We start from the raw sequence: 19,942 nt of genomic DNA on the forward strand, positions 1-19,942 counted from the left end.
CGCAAGTCGCACCGAAGCCTCGGAGACAGCCAGCCGGGGCTCAGGCCTGTTGTATTGCCGAGAGCTTCCAGTTCGAGCCATTATCACGCACGAAGGTCCACAGCTCGGTCGTCTCTGTCGGATGGTCCTCGTCGCCCTCGACGATTTTGCCGCTGGCCCGTTCGCGCGTTACGTCGCGAGACTCGTAGCGCAATGCGGCCGTGGCGTAGTCGCGCTCATCCTCGCGCCAGCTTTCTGCAATGTCGGCCTGCAGCAAGGTGATATCAGTCACCTCGTTCCTGAGACCTTTCTGAGCATTGTCGGCCAGTTCCTCGGACAGATAGGACACCATTTCGGGGGTCACCGCCCGGCGCAGAGCGGCATGGTCTTCGCGCCCGAATGCTTCCTGGACATTGGTCAACAGCTGCTGGAATGCGTCGAGGTCGGTCTGGGCCAGCGTGATCTCATCGGAACCGGTGGCCGCAGAGCTTCCGCCCGAACCGCCGCCGAAACCGGGAATTGTGAAGGAGCCTGCAGTCTGCTGCCCTGCCGTCGCGCGGTTCTCAAATCGCGAAGCCTGGGCATTACCGGCACCAGCGAACGCAGGGGCAGGACCGCGCGCCGATTGCGACCGGAAGAACCTGATGGCCAGCATGATCGCACCACCGATGAGCAGGGCCTGAAGCAGGAAACCGAACATGCCGGCCAGGCCGCCGAAGCCTTGGCCGACGAGCAAGCCGATCAGGCCGCCGAGCAGCAGGCCGCGCATCATTGTTCCACCGAAGCCGCCCATAAAGCCGGGCCTCTGCAGGCCGGCCTGCGGCTGCCGGGCCGCGTTGCTCACACCGGTGTTGGGCGTCATCGACCGCTCGACCGGAGCGGTCGTTGCTGGTGCGGTTCTGGTCGGCGGTGCCGATTGGAACGTACGCATGCCACGACTGCCGAAACTGCCGCCGCGACGGGCCTCGGCGTGATCCATCGCAACCATGGAGAATGCAAGGAACAGTCCTGCAAAGAGGGCTGCAAATCGGCTGGTGCGGGAAATCATCAGAGATGGACCTTTGTCGATGCGGTTTCGGAAGTTTCAGCAAGCGCCGGCCTGGACGCCGGGCGGTCAGTCGAACAACTCTTCGAAGAACGATTTCTTCCGTTTCGGATAGCGGTGACCGTGCGAGCGGGAATAATCGTCGTCGCGGCTCTGGCCATGCTGCGGCTGGGAGAATGCTGCCGGCTGTGGCTGCGGCGCGGGCGCCGCTTCCCTGCCGGACCGCTCGATGATCTTGTCGAGTTCTCCTCGATCAAGCCAGACGCCGCGGCACTGCGGACAGTAGTCGATTTCGATACCCTGGCGTTCGCTCATCACGAGGGCGACGCGGCAGGAGGGGCAAGTCATGCCAAGGAGGGAAGTAGATGTCATACGGGGCTCCAAACCGAAGGAATGAGGCCGCTTGACCGAAAGAATGGAAACGGGCCCGTTAAAGCGGTCCGACATCACGATCGCCAAAAGCGACAGTCAGAGGGGCCCGGCCCGCACCGAACAGTTAGGAATGCAGAGTCGCGCCTTCAAGAGCGATATTGCCCTGCAAGAATGATTTGTTCGCCATCGTTGCTCAGACCGTCACCACGATCAGATCGTCACCACGATTTTACCGAACTGCTCGTTCGACTCCAGGCAGCGGTGCGCCTCGACGATCTGGTCGAACGCATAGGTCCGGTCGATGATCGGCTTTAGAGTCCCGGTCCCGAGTCCTTCGAGGATGAACGCCTTGGCGGCCTCCAGTTTCGCCGGGTTGCCGGTGATCTCGTGGACGAGGTAGCCGCGCAGTATCAGTATCTTGCTCAGAACGGTTGACAGTGGAAACGGCGTCGGCTCACGGCTGAGGCCGCCATACTCGATGAGGATCCCGCCACGCGACATCGCCGATGTGAGCGGCTCGAAGATCGGGCCGCCGATCGGATCGAACACGACGCGCACGCCTTCAGGCCCAGCGATCCCGTTCAGCCGTGCCGCCAGGTTCTCCTCGGCCAAGGCGATGACATGCGCCGCGCCGGCGTTGAGCAGGGCCTGCCTCTTCGCCGATGTCCGCGTCACCGCAATCGCGGTCGCGCCGACCCTGTTGGCGATCTGGATCGCCGCAAGCCCGACACTGCTCGATGCTGCTGTGATGACGACGGCGTCTCCGCTGTGCAGCCTGGCGATACCGATCAGCGCGCCGTAGGCGGTGAGATACTGCATCCAGACCGCCGCTGCCGTCTGCCAGTCGAGCGACGGCGGATGTTTGACGACAAGTCCGGCGGGGTAGGTGGCAAACTCGCCATAGGCCGGCCAGCGGATCATCGATTGCGGCGGGATGACACTGACCCTGTCGCCCGGCGCGAAATCCTTCACGCCGTCGCCAATAGCCTCGATGACGCCCGCCGCTTCAAGACCAAGCCCCGAGGGGAGCGTCGGCGTCTCGATATAGGAACCCGCGCGCAACAGCGCTTCGGCGCGATTGAGGCCGAGTGCCTTGACCCGGATTTGAACTTCGCCCGGACCCGGTGGGGAAAGCGCGACATCCTCGATGCGCAGAACCTCGGGGCCACCATGCTGGCGAAAGCGAACTACGCGTGTCATTCGGGATACTCCAAATCATCTGAACCGAATGAGCTATGCAGCCAGGCTTGCCGGGGATAAATGGCTGTAAGCGAAGGACAGTAGAAACCAGGAGTTCCGAATATGGATCGGCTTGAGAGCATGGCCGTGTTCGTCAAGGCGGTCGATCTCGGCTCGTTCGCGGCCGCGGCGGTCGCGCTCGACCTGTCTGGCCCGATGGTCGGCAAGCATGTCCGGTTTATGGAGGAGCGGCTGGGCGTGCGGCTGCTCAACCGGACCACGCGACGGCAGAGCCTGACCGACTTCGGCCGCGCTTACTATGAACGCTGTCGGGTGGTGCTGGCCGAAGCCGAAGCCGCCGATGCGCTCGCCGCTGACCAGTTTTCGGAACCACGTGGAAAACTGCGGGTCACCATGCCGGCGCATTTCGGCCGCCACTGCGTGACCCCCGTGCTGCTGAAGCTCGCCCGGCAATATCCGATGCTGGAACTCGACCTGTCGCTCAGCGATCGTTTCGCCGATCTCGCCGAGGACGGCTACGATCTGGCCATCCGCACCGGTGTCTTGGACAACAAGGCGGGAATGATCGCGCGTCGCGTCGCGCGTCAGGGCATGGTCGTCTGCGCGGCGCCCCCCTATCTCAGAGTTCATGGCGAACCGCGGCGTATCGAGGATCTCGCCCACCATCAGGCGATTGTCTACCGCCGGCTCGGCCAAGTTGTTCAGCCATGGCTGTTTGTGCGCGAAGGGCAACCCACGCTCGAGATCACGCCAACCGGGCGGCTGCGGCTCGACGATCTCGATGCCATCGCCGATGCAGCTGTTGAGAGCATGGGGCTTGCCTGGCTGCCCTGGTGGCTGGTGCGCGAGCGCATCGAAGCCGGCGCGCTGGTGGCGCTGTTGCCGGACCAGCCGCGATATCTCTACGACTGCCACGCGCTTTGGCTGCAGACGCCGCATCTGCCGCTGAAGGTGCGGCTGGCCGTCGATGCGCTGGCGACGGCCCTGCCGAAATCGATGGAGTGATCGTCAATCGCCGCCGCTCAGTTGAGATCGCGCGGATACTCCTTGACCTCGCTGCGGTCGACGACCCGCTCGTCTCCGTCATGGGCAGTGATGTGGGTCTCGATCCGCCAGACGTGGCGCAGCGCGCGCACCGTCGCCTTCACTGAAAGGCGCGCCTGCCAGTCGCCGCGGCCATAGGACTTTTCCCAGGTGCAGGTGCCGACCGCCGAGTTCGGGTCGTCGGGGTGAATGGAGAACCGGTCGACATGCTTCGCTGAAAGGACGATTCCCGTATGCGGATGCCGCACCGTGCCGCCGTCATTGACGATCTGGTAGACGGTCTCGCCAGTGACCTGGTCCGTCGACACCGAGCGCTGAAAACCGTCGCCCTTGGCCAGAACCTCCTGCTCCATCGGCGCAGCGCTTTCCGGAGCCAGGAAAGCCCCCAGCGTGTCGTCCAGCGGCTGCGGTGGGCGCACCGGCAGGATCAGCCGGCTGTCGCCGCAATGGATCGACAGCGTCGCCTGCTCTGCGGTCGGAAAGACGATCGGCCAATGCGATGTCGCCAGTGCCAGCCGGATACGCTCGCCAACCTCGAAACGCTGCCCGCAACAGCGCAGCTTGATGCGCACCGTTTCCGCCTGGCCCGGCACCATGGGTGCGATGTCCAGATCATCGTTGCGATGGCTCAGGTTGAGGACGCCGTAGCTGATGCGCGAGGCAGCACCTTCCGGGAATACCTGCGACAGCGTGGCGGACAGAAGCGCGACGGGCTTGTCGCAGGAGAGCTTGACCTCGAATTCCGGGAAACCAAGGATCTCGACCGCTTCGGTCAAGGGCGCGGTCTCGAAGATCAGGGCATTGCCTTCTTCCATGCGCTGGTCGACAGGCAAGGTCGGCATGACGCCATAGCCACACCAGGCGCCGGACGACAGGCCAGCCGTCTGCGGCGATGAAATCTTCAGGATCGTATCCTCGCCCTTGGCCTCGCTCAGCACATGGGGGCCAAGGTTCAGCACCTTTTCGCCGACACCCGGTCCGGGCCACGACGGTTCCGCCACCCAGCGGCCGGGCCGCTCGTCATAGATCGCCGCTGGCCGTGCGGGATCCTGAATCCAGGCGCGCAGCACCGGCTCGTCGGCAATGCCGGTGTCGATGCCCTTGAGATATTGATCCCACCAGCGCAGGCACTCCTGCAGGAAGCCGATGCGCGGCCCGGGCATGGCGAAGTGCGGATATTTGTGGCCCCAGGGTCCGATCAGGCCTTTGCAGGGACCGCTCAGCTTTTCCAGCATCCGGAAGATCGGATTGGGATAGCCGTCGGCCCAGCCGCCGACGGCATAGACCGGGATTTCGACATCGGCATAATCCTCGCAGATCGAACCGTGCTTGTAGAAATCGTCGCGGCGCTGATGTTCGAACCAGTCATGCATCCAGATGCCGTTGCCGTTCAGCCGCTGCTCCCAAAGCTTGCGCCAGCGATCGCCGACGATCAGCGGATCCGGCGGAGTCATGGCGATGGCCCAGGCGGTGGTCCCCCACATCAGATTGTCGCACATCATCGCGCCGCCGAGATAATGCACGTCGTCGTTGTAGCGGTCGTCGGTCGAGCACAGCGAGACGACGGCTTTCAGTGCCGGCGGGCGGCGGGCCGCGACCTGCAGCCCGTTGAAGCCGCCCCAGGAGATGCCGATCATGCCGACGCTTCCCGAACACCAAGGCTGGCGGGCTAGCCATTCGATGACCGCCAGGCAGTCATCCTGTTCCTGCTTCAGATACTCGCCTTTGCACAGCCCCTCGCTGTCGCCCGAGCCGCGCATGTCGACCCGCACGCCGGCATAGCCGTGACCGGCGAAATAGGGATGCGTCAGCGCATCGCGCTCCACCGTTCCGTCGCGCTTGCGATAGGGCAGATATTCGAGGATCGCCGGCACCGGATCGGCCTCCGCGTCTTCCGGCAGCCAGACACGCGCCGCCAGCTTGATGCCGTCAGGCATCGGAATCCACAGGTTCTCGATCTCGCGGGCTTTTCGCGGGAAATCGGTGACGACGCGGATATCTTGCATGGCGGCTCCTCTCAACGCCCCGGCCGACACTTGCGCCGGTGACGATCCTTATGTGTTCAGCGGGAAATGGCAGGTCAGGCGGCTGTCGCCGACCGCAACCGGGATGGGGACATCCACTGCGCAACGGCCTTGGGCCTGCGGGCAGCGTGTGTGAAATTCGCAGCCTGAGGGGCGCGCCAGCAAGGACGGAACGTCAGCCGGCAGGGTGATGCGCTGATGCAGCCTGTCGGGATCCGGCTCCGGATTGGCGGACAGAAGGGCCGCCGTATAGGGATGATGCGGGGCGCGGAAGATCGCTTCGGTTTCGCCCTGCTCGACGAAGCGCCCAAGATACATCACCGCCATGCGGTCGGCGATCTGGCGCACGACATGCAGATTGTGAGTGATGATCAGCATCGACAGGCCCATGCGGTCGCGCAGATCGTTGAGCAGGTTCAGCACCTCTCCCTGCACGGAGACGTCGAGACCGGCGGTCGGTTCGTCGGCGACGACCAGCACCGGGTCCAGCGCAATCGCCCGCGCCACACCGACGCGGCGCGCCTGGCCGCCGGAAAGCTGGTGCGGGTAGCGGTCGGCGAAATCGCGCGGCAGCCCGACCAGTGCAAGAAGTCGTATGACTTCGGCGTTGAGATCGCGATGCGACAAACCGTGGATGACGAAAGGCTCCGACAGCAGCGACCGCACGCTGAGCCGCGGCGACAACGATCCGACCGGATCCTGGAACATCATCGGCATGCGTCGCCGCACCGGTTTCATCGCGGCGTTGGACAGGCCTTGCAGTTCCTGACCTTCAAACACGATCGTGCCCGCTTTCACCGGCTGAAGACCGTTGAGGGTGCGCGCCAGCGTCGTCTTGCCCGAGCCGGATTCGCCGACCAGCGCGAAGGTGCTGCCTCGTTGAAGCGTGAAGCTGACGCCGGAGACCGCTTCGATCTCGGTGGCCCGTCCCGCGAGCCTGGCTAACAGGCCGCCAACCTGGAACGAGACACGCAGGTCGCTGACACGGAGCAGGTCTTCGTTCATGCGCTCATCGCCCCCAGGGGAACGTCCGCGTGCCAGCAATGGGCGATATGAGATCCGCCGACAGGGGCGTCGGGCGGCGTCGTCAGGCATTGGGCGCCGGCGCGATCGCAGCGCGGCTGGAAGACGCAACCGCTTGGCCGACGGCGCAGATCCGGCAAGGTCCCGGCAATCGTCGGCAGCCGGGGCACACGCTGCGACAGCCGCGCGGGATCGCAAGCCAACAGCTTTTGCGTGTAGGGATGACGCGCATCGTGGAAGATCTCGCGGGTCGTTCCGCTCTCCACCACTTCGCCGGCATACATCACGATCATCTCGTCGCAGAGTTCGGCGATCACCCCCAGATGGTGCGAGATGAACAGCACCGAGCAGCCGATATCGCGCTGCAGATCCTTGAGCAGTTCGATGGTGGCCACCTCCAGCGTCGCGTCGAGCGCCGTCGTCGGTTCGTCGGCGATCAGCAGCGCCGGCTCCATCATCAGCGCCATCGCAATGGCGATGCGCTGCTTCATGCCGCCGGAGAACTCGTGTGGAAACTGCGTCAGCCGGCTTTCCGGATCGGGAATGCGAACCTTGCGCAGCATGGCGACGGAGCGTGCATCCTTGTCTCGCTTCGACTGACCCGAGCGATATTGGATGTCGCGCATCTGCCGCCCCACCGACAGCACCGGGTTGAGCGCGCCCATCGGATCCTGGAACACGGTGGCGATCCTGAGACCGCGCAGGCCGCGCATCGCCGTGTGGTCGAGCCGGGCAAGGTCCTTTTTGCCCTCGAAGATGATCTCGCCCGATGTGATCTCGCCATTGTCGGCGAGCAGGCCGAGAATGGCGTTGATGAGCGTCGACTTCCCGCAGCCGGATTCGCCGACCACGCCAACGCTGCGGTTGGCCGGCACGGAAAAGCTCACCTGCTTCAGCGCTTCCAGCCTTCCGCTCTCGGTGTGGAAGGCAACGTTCAGATTCTTGACCTCGAGAACCGTCATGACCGTCCCTTCAGGCGGGGATCGAAGAGGTCGCGCAGCGTCTCGCCGAAGAAGGTGAAGCCGAGCGTGGTCAGCACGATCGGCAGGCCGCCGGCAATCACGATCCAATAGGAATCGCGGATGTTGGCGAAGCCGTCATTGAGGATTGCGCCCCAGCTTGGTGTCGGCGGCCGCACGCCGAGCCCGAGGAAGCTCATCCCGGCTTCGATCGCCACCACCACGGGAATGTCCATCGATATCAGGATCAGGATCGGGCCGATGATGTTGGGCAGGATGTGGACGCGCAGGATGCGGCCGGCACTGGCGCCCATCGAGCGCGCCGCCATGACATGTTCGGCTGACTTCAGCACCAGCGTCTGCGTCCTGATGATGCGGGCATAACCCGGCACATTGACCAGCATCACCACCAGCACCACCGCATAGAGCGAGGGACCGAACAGGGTGACCAGGGTCAGCGCCAGCATGACGGTGGGAAAGCTCTTCACTGCGTCGAAGATCAGCAGCAGCACATTGTCGAGCCAGCGCGGGCCATAGCCGGCGATCAGCCCGAGCACGACGCCGACGACCAGCGACACCGCCGTCGCGCCGAGCGCGATCAAAAGCGCAACGCGTCCGCCATAGAGCACCCGGGTCAGAAGATCGCGGCCGAGATGGTCGGTGCCGAGGAGATGCAGCAGGCTCGGCGAAGCGAAGCGTTCGGCCGGCGATATCTTGCTCGGCGCATAGCTGGTCAGGAGGCTGGCGAAGACCGCCGATAGCACCACCACCGTCACCAGCGTCAGGCCGACGGCGCCCAGCGGCTCACGCATGATACGGCGCACGGTGCGCCATATCATGCCGAGACGGAAGCTGCGGGATGGCAGCTCAGTTGAAACTTGATCTGACACGGGGATCCAATAGGCCGACCAGAATGTCGGCCGCTACGTTGACGAGGACGAAGAACACCGTGGTGACCAGCACGGCTCCGGAAACAATCGGATAGTTGCGCACCGAAATCGCCTCATAGACCAGCTTGCCGATGCCGGGTCTGGCGAAGACGATTTCGGCGAAAACGGAAGACGACAGCATATGGCCAATGCCGACGCCAAGCAGGGTGATCGTCGGCAGCACGGCGATGCGCAGCGCATAGGTGTAGACGATCCTGTTTTCGGTCAGGCCGAAGGCGCGCGCCGTGCGGATATGGCTGGCTTCCAGCGTCTCCAGCATCGAGGCGCGCACCATGCGAGAGATGTAGCCGATCCAGCCAAGGCCGACCGCCAGCGAGGGCAGGATGAGGTGCTGGAGCCGGCTGGCGAGGTCGCCCGGCTCGCCGGCGCCGATCGCCGGCAGCCATTGCAGGGCGACCGCAAACACCAGCAGCGAATAGATGGCGACGACGAAGGACGGCACCGCGATCATCGCCACCGACAGCACCCCGATCACCTGATCGACAAAGCCGCCGCGCCGCACCGCCGCGATGCAGCCAAGCGGAATGCCGAGCGCCACCGACCAGGTGATGCCGCCGACCACCAGCGCCAGCGTGAACGGCAGCTGCTCCATCACCACGTCCAGCACCGGCCGGTTCGACAGCACCTCTGTGCCCAGGTCGCCGCGCAGGACCGATCCGTAGAAATGCAGGAACTGCCGCCACACCGGCTGGTCGAGGCCCATGCGCACGCGCAGCGCCTCCATCATCTCCGGTGTCGCGCGCGGCCCCAGCGCGACGGAGGCCGGGTCGCCGGGAATGAGGTAAACCATGGCGAACATCATCATCATGGCAACGCTGATGATGATGGCGCCAAGCCACAGACGCTTGAGGGCGTAGCGGATCATTTTCGGTACCTGTCGAACGGTCTTTGGCGGGAACGAGCCCCGCCCGCCGATATCATGCCGGTTTGAAATCGGTGAACACGGGCTCGCCATTCGGCTTCAGGCCGGCGACAAGCGTGTCTCGATTCATGATGCCGGTGACCTCATGCGTCAGGAAAACGTAATTGCCGTTCTCCTCCATCAGGTTTTGTAGCTTCTTGTAGATGACATCCCGCTTTGCCGGGTCGAGCTCGACCATGCCTTCGGCATTGAGCTTGTCGAACTCCTCGCTGGAAAAACGCTCCCAGTTCCAGACGCCGATCTGGTCGCGGGTGAACCAGGCGGTCGCCCAGCTCGGATCCGGCTGCATCGAGAAGCGGCTGATGATCATCTGCAGCTTCTTGTAGTAGTCGCCTTCCTTGGCGCCCAGCGTCCAGAAGGTGCCGCTGTCGTTCTGCTTGATCTCCACGGTGAGGCCGACATCCTGCAGGTTCGACTGCACGACCTGCGCCGCGGTCAGGCGCTCGGTCTTGTTGAGGATGTCGAGCGTGATCGTCGTGCCGGCCAATCCTTCCTTGGCGATCATGTCGCGGGCGCGGTCCGGATCGAAATCGAAGAGGTTCTTCTCGCGATGGCCGGGCAGGCCAGGCGCGATGATGCCGGTGGCGGTTGCGGCGGCGCCGAAATAGGCGGCATCGACCACCGCCTTGCGGTCCACGGCGTACTGAACCGCACGGCGCATGTTGGGATTGTTGAAGGGCGCGACATCCTGGTTCATGCCCAGCCAGACAAAGGCCAGCGAAGGCTTCTCCGCCACGGTCGTCTTTGGCGGTGGCGTCTGCCTCAGCCGCGAGATGGAGGAGACCGCGGTCCAGGTGTAGTCGAGGTCGCCGGCTTCGTAGCCGAGTTCGGCCGTCTTCTCGTCCTCGATCGGATGGATGTGGATTTCCGCGAAGGCGCCTTGCTCGTACTTCCAGTCGGGATTGCGCACCAGCACCGTGCGCTGCTTGGATAGCCATTCCTTCAGGATGTAGGGGCCCGACTGAGCCACTGGCTTGACGCCCATCTTGCCGCCGAGTTCGGTGATGGCGCGCTTCGACAGGATGGTGCCCGACGGCGTCGGCAAGGTCGACGTCCACAGCGGCGCGAAGGCCTGCTTCAGGTGGATGAGGCCCGAGAGCTTGTCCTTGACCTCGACCTCCTTGAGCGTCGCCCAGTCGCCGGAATAGGGGCTCTTATTGGCGGGGTCGGCAATGCGTTCGATCGAAAACTTGACGTCTTCGGCCGTCATCTGGCCGTAGCCATCGGTAAAGCCGATATTGTCGCGCAGCTGGAAGGCGACGGTCAGCGGATCGAGCTGCTTGATCGTTTCCGCCGCCATCGGCCGCCAGCCCCAGCTGTCGCCTGGCGTGGTGACGACGAGGCCGGCGAAGATGACGCTGGTGATGTCGCCTTCAGGCGCCGCCAGACGGAAGCAAGGGTCGAGCGTCTGGATGTCGGCGTAGGATCGCACCTTGAGGATCGGCCCGTCGCTCGACCAGGAAACTTTTGGATTGACCATTGAGGCGAGGCCGAAAGCGCCGGCTCCGGCAAGCAGGCTGCGGCGCGAAACCCTGGTGTCGGCTAGAATGGACATGCTCTACCCCTCTGCTGTTTCGTTGTCTTGTTTTCAGGCCGCGGGCCATTCTCCAAGCCGGGCCAATGTATCGGTCCGCTAAAACTGCTAATAATAGACATCTATGTCTAGCGAAAATTTTGCCGGCATGTCCGAATCTCGGATACGGACGATCTTGCGGAAAATCTCGACATCTGTTCCGACCCTGCCGACGCGTCGGCTTGGGCAAGCAGGCGGCGAAATGTGATCGCGCACACGGTGCGGCCTGGCCCGCCATTCGGTAGGGCCTGGATCAAGAGCTGGAGCGGAGATGGGCTTCTCCGCCGCCGGTCACTTCCAGATTTCAGCCGCCAGGCGCATGAAATTGCCGCCCAGGACATTGCGCACGGTCTGCTCGGACTGGCCGCGGCGCAGAAGCACCTCGGTCAGTTCGCGCATCTGACCCGGAGCCGCGTAGGTCGTTGCCCCCTCCGGATATTCGCTCTTGGGCCAGAATTGCGGATTGTCGGAAATGATGCGGTCGATGCCTTTCACGTCAACCGGAAAGGCGTAGTCCAGGCCGATGCCAACGTGATTTGGGCCAGCCAGATCGACGAGATATTCTATGTGGTCGGCCAGCCTGTCCGAGTCCGTGCGTCCCTCTCCCAGGAAACGATTGAGCCCGACAATCGCGACGATGCCGCCGGTGCGCGCGCAGGCCTTGATCTGCTCGTCTGTGATGTTGCGGCCATGGCCGCACAAGGCCTTGGCGTTGGAGTGCGAGAAGATCACAGGCCGGTTGGAATATTCCATCACCTCCATCGAGGTGCGGTAGCCGGTGTGGGTGACGTCGACGAACATGCCAAGACGGTTCATTTCGTCGATGACGTCGCGGCCGAACGACGTCAGGCTGGTCTCGACATCGTGGCAACCGCCGCCGGCGAGGTTGTTCCTGTTGTAGGCAAACAGGATTTGACGGACGCCCAGATGGTAATAGAACTCCACCATCTCGATGCGGCCGTCGAGCGCGTTCATGCCCTCGATGTCGAAGGTAATCGCCAGTTTTCCTTCGAGCTTGGCGTTGCGGATTTCCGCTACCGAGGAGACCAGTGCGTAGTGCTCAGGATTGGCAAGGATCCAGTGGCGGAAATTTGCGAGCGTCCGCACTGTCTGCTCCCAGGGCAACAGGTCGAAGCCGACATCGATCGACAGATAGTTGATGCCGGCATCGCGCCAGATCTGCAGATTGTTCAGGTCCGCAGCCGGGTCCGGCATGAAGCCGGAATGCGCGTCCCATATGATTTCACTGTCGAAAATGGCCTGGGCGGCAGTCGAAACGCTCACTTTTTCCTCACTCTCTTGGCAACACCAACACAACGGAAGGCCGGATCAAGCGGCGTTCCGGACGTGTGATCCAGATGCAGTGTGCATCAAGTATCAGGCCACAGACACATGTGTCTAGACAGGGCGGGATGAGCCTGTATGGTCGCCGTCGCTGCATGCCGCTCAGACCGGTTCATCGGCAAAGGGAGAACAAATGATGCGTTCAAACGGCAGCCATTGCGGGGGCGATAGCAGACATTTCGCCGTGATCGGCGGCGGCATCGTCGGCTGCAGCGCGGCTTTCCATCTGCTGCAATCCGGCGTGGGTCGGGTGACGGTCATCGATGCGGGTCAGCCGGGTGCCGCAACCACCAGCGCTGGCGCCGGATTCGTCTCCCATTGGTCCGCCGGCATGATCCCGCTCGGCGAAGAGGGTTTTCAACTGCAGCAATATGGCCTCGATTTCTATCGCCGGCTGCATGAGGTCGGCGTTGAGATCGGCTATCGGCCGAACGGCACCTTGATCATGGCGCTGACCGAGGACGGCCGCGAACGTTTTGTCCGCCCGGTGCTGGACTCTCCCTATGCGCCGCCGGAAATGCAGGACCTGAACGCCGCGCAGATCGGGCAGAAGATGCAGGGTCTCATCGATCCGGCGCGGGTCCATTCAGCGGCCTACAATCCGCATGGCATCCAGCTCGACACCAAGCTGGCGATGGGGGTGCTGACCGGCCAGATCAGCGAGCTTGGCGGCATCTTCCGCAGCAGCACACGCGTCACGGCCGTCCGTGATGCCGGCGACCGGGTGACGATCGAGACCGACCAGGGCAGCCTTGAGGCCGATGGCGTGATCGTTGCCGCTGGCGCCTGGAACAACCAGGTCATATCTGGCCTTGGCTGGCAGTTGCCGCTGCTGCGGGTCGTCGCAACGCGCATCGTCACCGACGACCGCGGGCTGCCGTCGACCATCCCCACCGTCCAGTGCCGCGAATTGCGGCTGTGGCTGCGCGAGACATTCGGGGCAGTCATGTGGGGAACCGGCCGGCATTACAAACCCTTGTACAAGACAAACGACAGCGAAATCGAACCCGGCCAGCCGCACAATCTCGAACTGATGCAGGAAACGTCCGAGCAGGAGCTTGCCGAGCTGCAGACGGTGTTCCCGCCGCTGCGCGGTTCGACGATCGCGAGCTGGGCGCAAGGCGTGCCGTGCTACACGCCCGACAACGGCCTTATTGTCGGCAAGGTCCCCGGCAGCGACAATATCGTGGTTGTCGGCGGCGACAATGAGAGTGGCGTCACCCACGGCCCGGGTCTTGGCCGGCTCTCCAGCGAGCTGGTCCTCGGGCAGACCCCGTTCGTTTCCGCCGAGCGGTTCCGTGTCGATCGCTACGCCTCCGATGCCTTCAAGTCGGAAGCCGAGATCGAGGCCGCCATGCCGGCCTGGGGCGCGCGTCAGGAAGCGTCGCGGTTCGGTCGCGAGGCCTGATCGTCAGCTGTCCCGAGGCTGGCTTGTCAGCTTGTTGCCGACGCGATACGTCAGCTGTTGTCGACGCTGGCCAGCAGCGCCTGCGCCACCGCCCTGACCGTCGGGCCGGCATTCTTCCGCGTGACGATGTGGAAGGAACCGGCATGGCGACGCGAGGTCTTCGTCAGCCGAACGAGCTGGCCGCGGCGCAGATGCTCGTCGGCAAACCCGGCCCAGGCGAGTGCCGCGCCGCGCCCGGCGATGGTTTCGTGGATCATCGACATGTAGCCGGTGAACCGAGGTCCATCGAGTTTCCGGTCGGTTCCGATCCAAGATTGCCAGCTGTCGATCGCGCCCGGCGGCGTCACCTGATGCAACAGCGGCACTGCCATGAAGGCCTCCGGCTCTTCCGAGGCGAGCGCCGGATAACGCGCCAGGAACGCCGGCGCGCAGACCGGGAACCATTCACCGTCGAGCAGGTTTTCGGTCACGAATTCGGACCATTGCCCGGCTTCGCCGAAACGGATCGACAATGCCACCTCGGGTTGGTCGAAATCCCTGTAGTCGGTGGATGTCTGCAGCAGCACCCGGCCATCGGCAATCTGCGATGTGATGAGGCCGAAGCGCGGCATCAGCCATGCCTGGGCGAAGTCGTGGCTGCAGCCGACCACGAATGTATCGCTGTCGTGCGCGGTCAAATCCTCGACCGCTTGCCTGATGGTGCCGAGACCCTCGCGGATCGCTTCGGCCAGCGTGTTGCCCGCCCCGGTGACGGCGACGCGGTTGCCCCTGCGCGTGAACAGCTCGACCGACAGCTGGCGCTCGAGATTGGCGACATGCCTGCTGACCGCGGATTGTGCGATGTTGAGTTCCTGGGCAGCAAGCGTTAGCCCGCCATGCCTTGCGGCAGCCTCGAAGACGACCATGGCGTTCAGCAGGGGAAGCGATGTCTTGAGTGTTTTCACCATCCGGTCTCAGCTTTGATGCCTTTTCGATATGAAGGTCTATCATTTCTGTATTTGCCGCAAGCATCTCCGTAACGCAAACTCTATCGAAATATCATCCTAACGCCAGCAAGCAGAAAGGTGTTCGCCGTGCAGGCCTACACACCGAACAGCCAGCCCATCGACACAAGCGAGACCGTCAGGCTGATCGACCGGCAACGTCCGGACTGGTCGCTGGAACAGGCGTTCTATGCCGATCCGGCAATCTTTGCGCTGGAGCGGGACTTGTGGTTTCCGCGCCAATGGATGCTTGTCGCCCATGCCAGCGAAGTCCCCGAAAAGGGCCGCTATATCGTGCGCCAACTGTTCGACGAGGAGATCATCGTCGTGCGCTTCGGCGACGGCGAGGAGGACATCGCGGCCTACTACAATGTCTGCACCCACCGAGGTTCGCGGCTCTGCGCCAAGGATGGTCGCAGCAAGCTTCTGGTCTGCCCCTATCATGCCTGGTCGTTCAGGCTGACCGGCGAGTTGCAGTCGCGGCAGGATCTACCGGCAAGCGTCGACCCGGAAGCACTGGGGCTGCACCGCGTGCCCTGCAAAAGTTTCGGCGGCCTGGTATTCTGCGGTCTCGATGCCAATTCGCTGCCCGACATCCAGCCTGTCGCGGACGGGCTGGCCGGCGGCTTGCGCGAAAACGGTCTTGACCGGGCGCGCATCGTTGCCCGCAAGAATTATCTGACCAAGGCGAACTGGAAGCTGGTGCTCGAGAATTTCCTCGAATGCTATCACTGCCGGCCAGCCCATCCCGAATATTACCGCGTCAACGGCCATGTCAAAGTGACCGCGACCCGCGACGCCGACAAGGCGGTCGAGTGGCAGAACGAAATCGAAGCCTGGCACAGCGTCATTGGCGATGCCGAGTTCCACAAGGGTGCATGGCAGGCGGGCGGCCTCGACACGATGCCGTTCGCCATGCATCGCAAGCCGATCGGCTCCGGCCGCAACACGCTGTCCAATACGGGTGAGGGGGTCTCGTGCCTGATGGGTGGCCGTCACGCCTATGATGGCGGCGAAAGCGGCTTCCGCCTCGGGCGCCTGTCGTTTGCAAGTGCTGCCAATGACTATGTCACGCTGTTCCAGATGATACCGCGCAGCGCCACGGAAACCGACGTCGTCCTGACCTGGCTTGTCGACAAGGATGCCGATGAGGCCGTGGACGCCGATGCGATCAGCTGGATGTGGGACGTGACCACAATGCAGGACAAGAAGATCACCGAGGACAATGCCGACGGCATCATGTCACGCGCCTACCGGCCGGGACCCTACACGCCGCTGGAAAGCCAAACCTCGTTCTTCGTGCAGACCTATCTGTCGGAACTGCGGTCGCTGATTACCGGCACGCGCGGCGCGCCGATCAGCCAATGGTCTGCGCCGAAGGAACTTTTCGCTTCGCCGAAAGCGGCGAGCTGCAACACGCGCCTCTGATCCGCGGCCGAAGATGCCTCTTTGAGGCGTCGCATTCCGATGCCATATGAAGGTGGCCGACGGAATGTTGCGGGAGACGGTTATGACCAAAGGTTCGGATCTGTTCGTCGCGGCCCTCGAGAACGAAGGGGTCGAACGGATTTTCGGCATTCCGGGCGAAGAAAATCTCGATATCGTCGAATCCATCCGCCGCTCGTCGATCCAGCTGATCCTGACCCGCCACGAGCAGGCCGCGGCCTTCATGGCCGCCACCTATGGCAGGCTTACCGGCAAGCCGGGTGTGTGTATCACCACGCTTGGCCCAGGCGCGCTCAATCTTTCGACCGGTTCGGCCTATGCGCTGCTCGGCGCGATGCCGATGATCATGATCACCGGCCAGAAGGGCATCCTGTCATCCCGGCAAGCGCGCTTCCAGATCGTCGATATCGTTGCGGCGATGAAGCCGCTGACCAAGCTGTCGCGCCAGATCGTCTCGCCGAAGATGATCCCCTCGCTGGTGCGCGAAGCTTTCCGTGTCGCCCAGGAAGAGCGTCCCGGCCCCGTGCATCTGGAACTGCCGGAAGACATTGCAGCGGCCGAGTGTGAACCGATCGCGCTTGTGCCGACGCACCCGGTCGAACTGCCGCTGGCCAGCCCGGCTGCGCTTGATCGCGCCGCTCGTATGATCATGGAAGCCAGGCGCCCGCTGCTGATGTTCGGCGCGGCGGCGTCGCGACCGCGCGTGACCCCCGATGTCGCCCAGTTCGTGCTGCGCACGCAAATTCCCTATTTCACCACCCAGATGGGCAAGGGCACCGTGCCCGGCGGCACGGAGCTCTATATGGGAACGGCAGCCCTTTCGGAGCGCGACTATGTGCACGAGGCCATAGAGCAGGCCGATCTGATCATCACCGTCGGCCACGACACGGTCGAGAAGCCGCCCTTCATCATGGGGGCGAAAGGGCCGCAGGTCATCCATGTCGGCTACCAGTCCGCGGATGTCGAGCAGGTCTATTTCCCGCAAGCCGAAATCGTCGGCGACCTCGGCCCTTCGCTGGCGCTGCTGGCCGACCGCATCGAGGGCAAGATCCCCAATGCGCAGGCCCTGCTGCCGCTGCGGGAAGGCATTCTGAGCCGGATCGCCGCGCGCGCCACCGAAGATCGCTTCACGCCGCAGCGCATCGTGCATGACGTGCGCGCCGTGATGCCGCCGGACGGAATCCTTGCCCTCGACAACGGCATGTACAAGATCTGGTTCGCGCGCAACTACCGGACGCGCATGGCAAACACGATCCTGCTCGACAATGCGCTGGCCACCACGGGCGCGGGCCTGCCGTCGGCGATGATGGCGGCACTGCTCTATCCGCTGCGCCGTGTCATGGCCATCTGTGGCGATGGCGGCTTCATGATGAACAGCCAGGAACTGGAGACCGCCGTCAGGCTCAAGCTCAACCTCGTCGTTCTGCTGCTCGAAGACCATGCCTATGGCATGATCCGCTGGAAGCAGGCGGTCGACGCGTTCCCGGATTTCGGCATGACGTTCGGCAATCCCGATTTCGTCAAGTATGCCGAGGCCTATGGCGCCAAGGGGACCAGGGTTGGCGAGATCGCCGACTTGCGGCCGGTGCTGGAACAGGCCTTCACCGGCGGCGGCGTGCATCTCGTTGTCGTGCCCATCGACTATTCCGAAAACACCAGGGTGCTTGTCGATGACCTGCGCGAGCGGCTGCCGGCGCCGCAGACGCCCTGACGGCAGCGACAAGGCCGCCGTCAGGATTGCTTGGGCGGAAGCCCTACAGCTTGCAGTAAGGCGTGACCGGCGCGATCGTCCCGAAATCCTTGACGATCTCGTAGCCGATGCCGTCTGCCGCCGCCTTGCCGACATAGGAATGGCACAGCGTGTGGTTGTTGGTGGCGTCGACGCGGATCTTGCCTTGCGGCGCGTCGAACTCGATCGACGGCAGCGCCTTGAGCACATCGTCATCCTTCAGCGATCCGGCTTTCTCGGCGGCCAGCGCGTACAGATGCAGGCCGTTGTAGCCGGCCTCGCCGATGCCGTTGACCATCTTCTCCTGGCCGAATTTTTCGCGGAAGCTCGAGATGAACTTCTTGTTGACCGGGTTGTCGAGCGCCATCCAGTAGGGCTGCGGCGCGTAAGTCCCGGCCGCGACGCCGGGCGGCAGAGCGTCCTTGTTAAAGACCTCGTCGAGCGGCGCGATCAGCGGCTGCTTGATGTCGAAGCTGCGATACTGCTTGAGCTGGGTGACGGCGTCGTTGCCGACCACCATCGACCAGACCACATCGGGCTTCAGCGACTTGATCTTCTGGAAGGCCGGGCCGAAATCGGTGGTGCCGAACGGATAGTAGTCGGCGCCGATGATCTTGCCGCCGGCCTTCTCATAGGCCGCCGTGATCGCCTCGGTCATCTTCTGCGGCCAAGCATAGTCGGAAGCCATGACATAGATGGTCTTGCCGAGGTTCTCGGCCACCCAAGGCATCATCGGGTCGACCTGCTGCATCGGGATCGGGCCGGTGGCGACGAAGTAGCGGTTGCATTCGCCGCCTTCGAAATTGGTCGGGTAGAAGAACAGCTTCTTGGCCCTCGATGTCACCGACAGCGTCGCACTGCGCTCCGGCGAAATGATCGTGCCCATGATCACGTCGACCTTGTCTTCGTTGATGAGCTTGCGCGCCTTGTCGATGGAGCCCTTGGTGGTGGTTTGGTTGTCTTCGATGATGAGCTCGACCTGGCGCCCGCCAATGCCGTTGGCGGCGTTGAGTTCGGCGGCGGCGAGCTTGTAGCAATTGAGCAGCGTCTCGCCGAGGATCGCCTGCAGCCCGGTGATGGGGATCGATAGGCCGACCTTGACGGTGTCGGCGGCGCGCAGGATCGATGGCGCGCCGACCATGGCGAGGACGGCGGCAGCACCGCCCGATTTCAAGACAGTTCTTCTGCTTATCATTGTTGTGTTTCCCTTCCAGTCCCAGGCGCGCCCCATGCACGCCTTACAAAGCCAACAGGTCCTTCAGCAGGGTCTCGTCGGCGAACGCCTCCGGCGCGCCTTCATGGACGATCCTGCCCTTCTCCATCACCAGGCAGCGGTCCGCCGCCTTGAGAACGAGATCGAGATTCTGCTCGACGAGAACGATCGCGATGCCGCGCTCGCGGGCGATGCGCGGCACCAGCTCGGCGATCGACTGCACGATGTTCGGCTGGATGCCTTCAGAGGGCTCGTCGAGCAGCAGCACCGACGGCAGGCCGCACAATGCGCGGCCGATCGCCAGCATCTGCTGCTGGCCGCCCGAAAGCGTGCCGGCGACCTGGGCTTCACGTTCGCGCAGGATCGGAAAATAGCCGAAGATGTCGGCCGGAATACCGCTGTCGCCACGGTCCTTGGCGGCGCGGGTGCCGACCTCCAGGTTTTGCCGCACGGTAAGCTGGTTGAAGATGCCACGTCCCTGCGGCACATGCGCGATGCCTGCGCGCGCGCGGCGGAAAGCCGGCGCGTTGGTGAGGTCCTTGTCACCGAGAACCACCGCACCGCCACTTGCCCGCAGCGCACCGGCGATGACGCGCAGCAGCGTCGTCTTGCCGGCGCCGTTGCGGCCGAGCAGGCCGACGACCTCGCCCGGGGCGACACTGAGGCCGATGCCGTTCAGAACCGGGAGCAGGCCGTAGCCGGCCGAGACCGCAAGTGTGCGCAGCATG

General features: G+C 63.7%; 17 protein-coding genes. 4 read left to right on the plus strand and 13 right to left on the minus strand.

Annotation, left to right across the window (positions count from 1 at the left end):
- Nucleotides 1-40 precede the first annotated feature (40 nt).
- The 3 genes from LB558_RS04295 to LB558_RS04305 all read right to left on the minus strand — a co-directional run bounded on the left by LB558_RS04295 (nt 41) and on the right by LB558_RS04305 (nt 2,596).
- On the minus strand, nt 41-1,027 hold the full coding sequence (locus tag LB558_RS04295) for a Tim44 domain-containing protein (RefSeq protein WP_224696378.1): 987 nt from the start codon (nt 1,025-1,027) through the stop codon (nt 41-43).
- A 66-nt stretch (nt 1,028-1,093) separates the two neighbouring features.
- A complete protein-coding gene (locus LB558_RS04300) occupies nt 1,094-1,396 on the minus strand; it encodes a zf-TFIIB domain-containing protein (protein WP_224696379.1) in 303 nt (100 codons plus the stop codon).
- Between the two features lie 210 nt (nt 1,397-1,606).
- Nucleotides 1,607-2,596, minus strand: a complete 990-nt coding sequence (locus LB558_RS04305; protein ID WP_224696380.1) for a zinc-dependent alcohol dehydrogenase family protein — start codon at nt 2,594-2,596, stop codon at nt 1,607-1,609.
- A gap of 102 nt (nt 2,597-2,698) precedes the next feature.
- Here LB558_RS04305 and LB558_RS04310 point away from each other — a divergent pair, with 102 nt between their 5' ends.
- Nucleotides 2,699-3,601 carry a LysR family transcriptional regulator gene (locus LB558_RS04310; RefSeq protein ID WP_224696381.1) on the plus strand — a complete coding sequence of 301 codons (903 nt, stop codon included), beginning with the start codon at nt 2,699-2,701 and terminating at the stop codon, nt 3,599-3,601.
- A 17-nt stretch (nt 3,602-3,618) separates the two neighbouring features.
- On the opposite strand, the gene LB558_RS04315 is transcribed toward LB558_RS04310, so the two are convergent.
- From LB558_RS04315 to LB558_RS04345, 7 genes are all read right to left on the minus strand, one after another.
- Nucleotides 3,619-5,646 carry a CocE/NonD family hydrolase gene (locus LB558_RS04315; protein ID WP_224696382.1) on the minus strand — a complete coding sequence of 676 codons (2,028 nt, stop codon included), beginning with the start codon at nt 5,644-5,646 and terminating at the stop codon, nt 3,619-3,621.
- A 48-nt stretch (nt 5,647-5,694) separates the two neighbouring features.
- Nucleotides 5,695-6,669, minus strand: a complete 975-nt coding sequence (locus LB558_RS04320; RefSeq protein WP_224696383.1) for an ABC transporter ATP-binding protein — start codon at nt 6,667-6,669, stop codon at nt 5,695-5,697.
- Nucleotides 6,666-7,649, minus strand: coding sequence for an ABC transporter ATP-binding protein (locus tag LB558_RS04325; protein ID WP_224696384.1), 984 nt, complete (start codon nt 7,647-7,649; stop codon nt 6,666-6,668). The genes LB558_RS04320 and LB558_RS04325 overlap by 4 nt, the downstream gene beginning before the upstream one ends.
- Nucleotides 7,646-8,485: an ABC transporter permease gene (locus LB558_RS04330; protein ID WP_224696385.1), complete on the minus strand. Its 840-nt coding sequence runs from the start codon at nt 8,483-8,485 to the stop codon at nt 7,646-7,648. Before LB558_RS04330 ends, LB558_RS04325 begins: the two co-directional genes overlap by 4 nt.
- Before the next feature lie 28 nt (nt 8,486-8,513).
- Nucleotides 8,514-9,461 carry an ABC transporter permease gene (locus LB558_RS04335; RefSeq protein WP_127811119.1) on the minus strand — a complete coding sequence of 316 codons (948 nt, stop codon included), beginning with the start codon at nt 9,459-9,461 and terminating at the stop codon, nt 8,514-8,516.
- 52 nt (nt 9,462-9,513) lie between these two features.
- Complete coding sequence (locus LB558_RS04340; protein WP_224696386.1) at nt 9,514-11,073, minus strand: ABC transporter substrate-binding protein; 1,560 nt, start codon at nt 11,071-11,073, stop codon at nt 9,514-9,516.
- Between the two features lie 309 nt (nt 11,074-11,382).
- Nucleotides 11,383-12,375, minus strand: coding sequence for a dipeptidase (locus LB558_RS04345; protein WP_224696387.1), 993 nt, complete (start codon nt 12,373-12,375; stop codon nt 11,383-11,385).
- Nucleotides 12,376-12,568: 193 nt separating this feature from the next.
- On the opposite strand from LB558_RS04345, the gene LB558_RS04350 reads away from it, so the two are divergent.
- The gene (locus tag LB558_RS04350) at nt 12,569-13,843 is read left to right on the plus strand and encodes an NAD(P)/FAD-dependent oxidoreductase (RefSeq protein WP_224696388.1); all 1,275 of its coding nucleotides are present in this window, start codon (nt 12,569-12,571) and stop codon (nt 13,841-13,843) included.
- A 50-nt stretch (nt 13,844-13,893) separates the two neighbouring features.
- Here the strand turns inward: LB558_RS04350 and LB558_RS04355 are convergent, their stop codons facing one another.
- Nucleotides 13,894-14,790, minus strand: coding sequence for a LysR family transcriptional regulator (locus LB558_RS04355; protein ID WP_224696389.1), 897 nt, complete (start codon nt 14,788-14,790; stop codon nt 13,894-13,896).
- Nucleotides 14,791-14,916: 126 nt separating this feature from the next.
- Between LB558_RS04355 and LB558_RS04360 the strand changes: the two genes are divergently transcribed.
- Both LB558_RS04360 and LB558_RS04365 read left to right on the plus strand, forming a co-directional pair.
- Nucleotides 14,917-16,254, plus strand: a complete 1,338-nt coding sequence (locus tag LB558_RS04360; protein ID WP_224696390.1) for an aromatic ring-hydroxylating oxygenase subunit alpha — start codon at nt 14,917-14,919, stop codon at nt 16,252-16,254.
- Nucleotides 16,255-16,336: 82 nt separating this feature from the next.
- Complete coding sequence (locus tag LB558_RS04365; RefSeq protein ID WP_224696391.1) at nt 16,337-17,983, plus strand: acetolactate synthase large subunit; 1,647 nt, start codon at nt 16,337-16,339, stop codon at nt 17,981-17,983.
- Between the two features lie 43 nt (nt 17,984-18,026).
- Here the strand turns inward: LB558_RS04365 and LB558_RS04370 are convergent, their stop codons facing one another.
- Both LB558_RS04370 and LB558_RS04375 read right to left on the minus strand, forming a co-directional pair.
- The gene (locus tag LB558_RS04370) at nt 18,027-19,196 is read right to left on the minus strand and encodes an ABC transporter substrate-binding protein (RefSeq protein ID WP_224696392.1); all 1,170 of its coding nucleotides are present in this window, start codon (nt 19,194-19,196) and stop codon (nt 18,027-18,029) included.
- 43 nt (nt 19,197-19,239) lie between these two features.
- Nucleotides 19,240-19,941: an ABC transporter ATP-binding protein gene (locus LB558_RS04375; RefSeq protein ID WP_224696393.1), complete on the minus strand. Its 702-nt coding sequence runs from the start codon at nt 19,939-19,941 to the stop codon at nt 19,240-19,242.
- Nucleotide 19,942 lies beyond the last annotated feature (1 nt).

The sequence above is a fragment of the Mesorhizobium sp. CO1-1-8 genome, assembly GCF_020164875.1.
Lineage (GTDB): Bacteria > Pseudomonadota > Alphaproteobacteria > Rhizobiales > Rhizobiaceae > Mesorhizobium.

Bases quoted from the DNA above. Each gene is read 5' to 3' on its own strand.
- LB558_RS04335 (WP_127811119.1), bottom strand. From the start codon at position 9,461: ATGATCCGCTACGCCCTCAAGCGTCTGTGGCTTGGCGCCATCATCATC.
- LB558_RS04340 (WP_224696386.1), bottom strand. From the start codon at position 11,073: ATGTCCATTCTAGCCGACACCAGGGTTTCGCGCCGCAGCCTGCTTGCC.
- LB558_RS04370 (WP_224696392.1), bottom strand. From the start codon at position 19,196: ATGATAAGCAGAAGAACTGTCTTGAAATCGGGCGGTGCTGCCGCCGTC.
- LB558_RS04375 (WP_224696393.1), bottom strand. From the start codon at position 19,941: ATGCTGCGCACACTTGCGGTCTCGGCCGGCTACGGCCTGCTCCCGGTT.
- LB558_RS04315 (WP_224696382.1), bottom strand. From the start codon at position 5,646: ATGCAAGATATCCGCGTCGTCACCGATTTCCCGCGAAAAGCCCGCGAG.
- LB558_RS04300 (WP_224696379.1), bottom strand. From the start codon at position 1,396: ATGACATCTACTTCCCTCCTTGGCATGACTTGCCCCTCCTGCCGCGTC.
- LB558_RS04305 (WP_224696380.1), bottom strand. From the start codon at position 2,596: ATGACACGCGTAGTTCGCTTTCGCCAGCATGGTGGCCCCGAGGTTCTG.
- LB558_RS04310 (WP_224696381.1), top strand. From the start codon at position 2,699: ATGGATCGGCTTGAGAGCATGGCCGTGTTCGTCAAGGCGGTCGATCTC.
- LB558_RS04355 (WP_224696389.1), bottom strand. From the start codon at position 14,790: ATGGTGAAAACACTCAAGACATCGCTTCCCCTGCTGAACGCCATGGTC.
- LB558_RS04350 (WP_224696388.1), top strand. From the start codon at position 12,569: ATGATGCGTTCAAACGGCAGCCATTGCGGGGGCGATAGCAGACATTTC.
- LB558_RS04295 (WP_224696378.1), bottom strand. From the start codon at position 1,027: ATGATTTCCCGCACCAGCCGATTTGCAGCCCTCTTTGCAGGACTGTTC.
- LB558_RS04365 (WP_224696391.1), top strand. From the start codon at position 16,337: ATGACCAAAGGTTCGGATCTGTTCGTCGCGGCCCTCGAGAACGAAGGG.
- LB558_RS04325 (WP_224696384.1), bottom strand. From the start codon at position 7,649: ATGACGGTTCTCGAGGTCAAGAATCTGAACGTTGCCTTCCACACCGAG.
- LB558_RS04330 (WP_224696385.1), bottom strand. From the start codon at position 8,485: ATGATATGGCGCACCGTGCGCCGTATCATGCGTGAGCCGCTGGGCGCC.
- LB558_RS04320 (WP_224696383.1), bottom strand. From the start codon at position 6,669: ATGAACGAAGACCTGCTCCGTGTCAGCGACCTGCGTGTCTCGTTCCAG.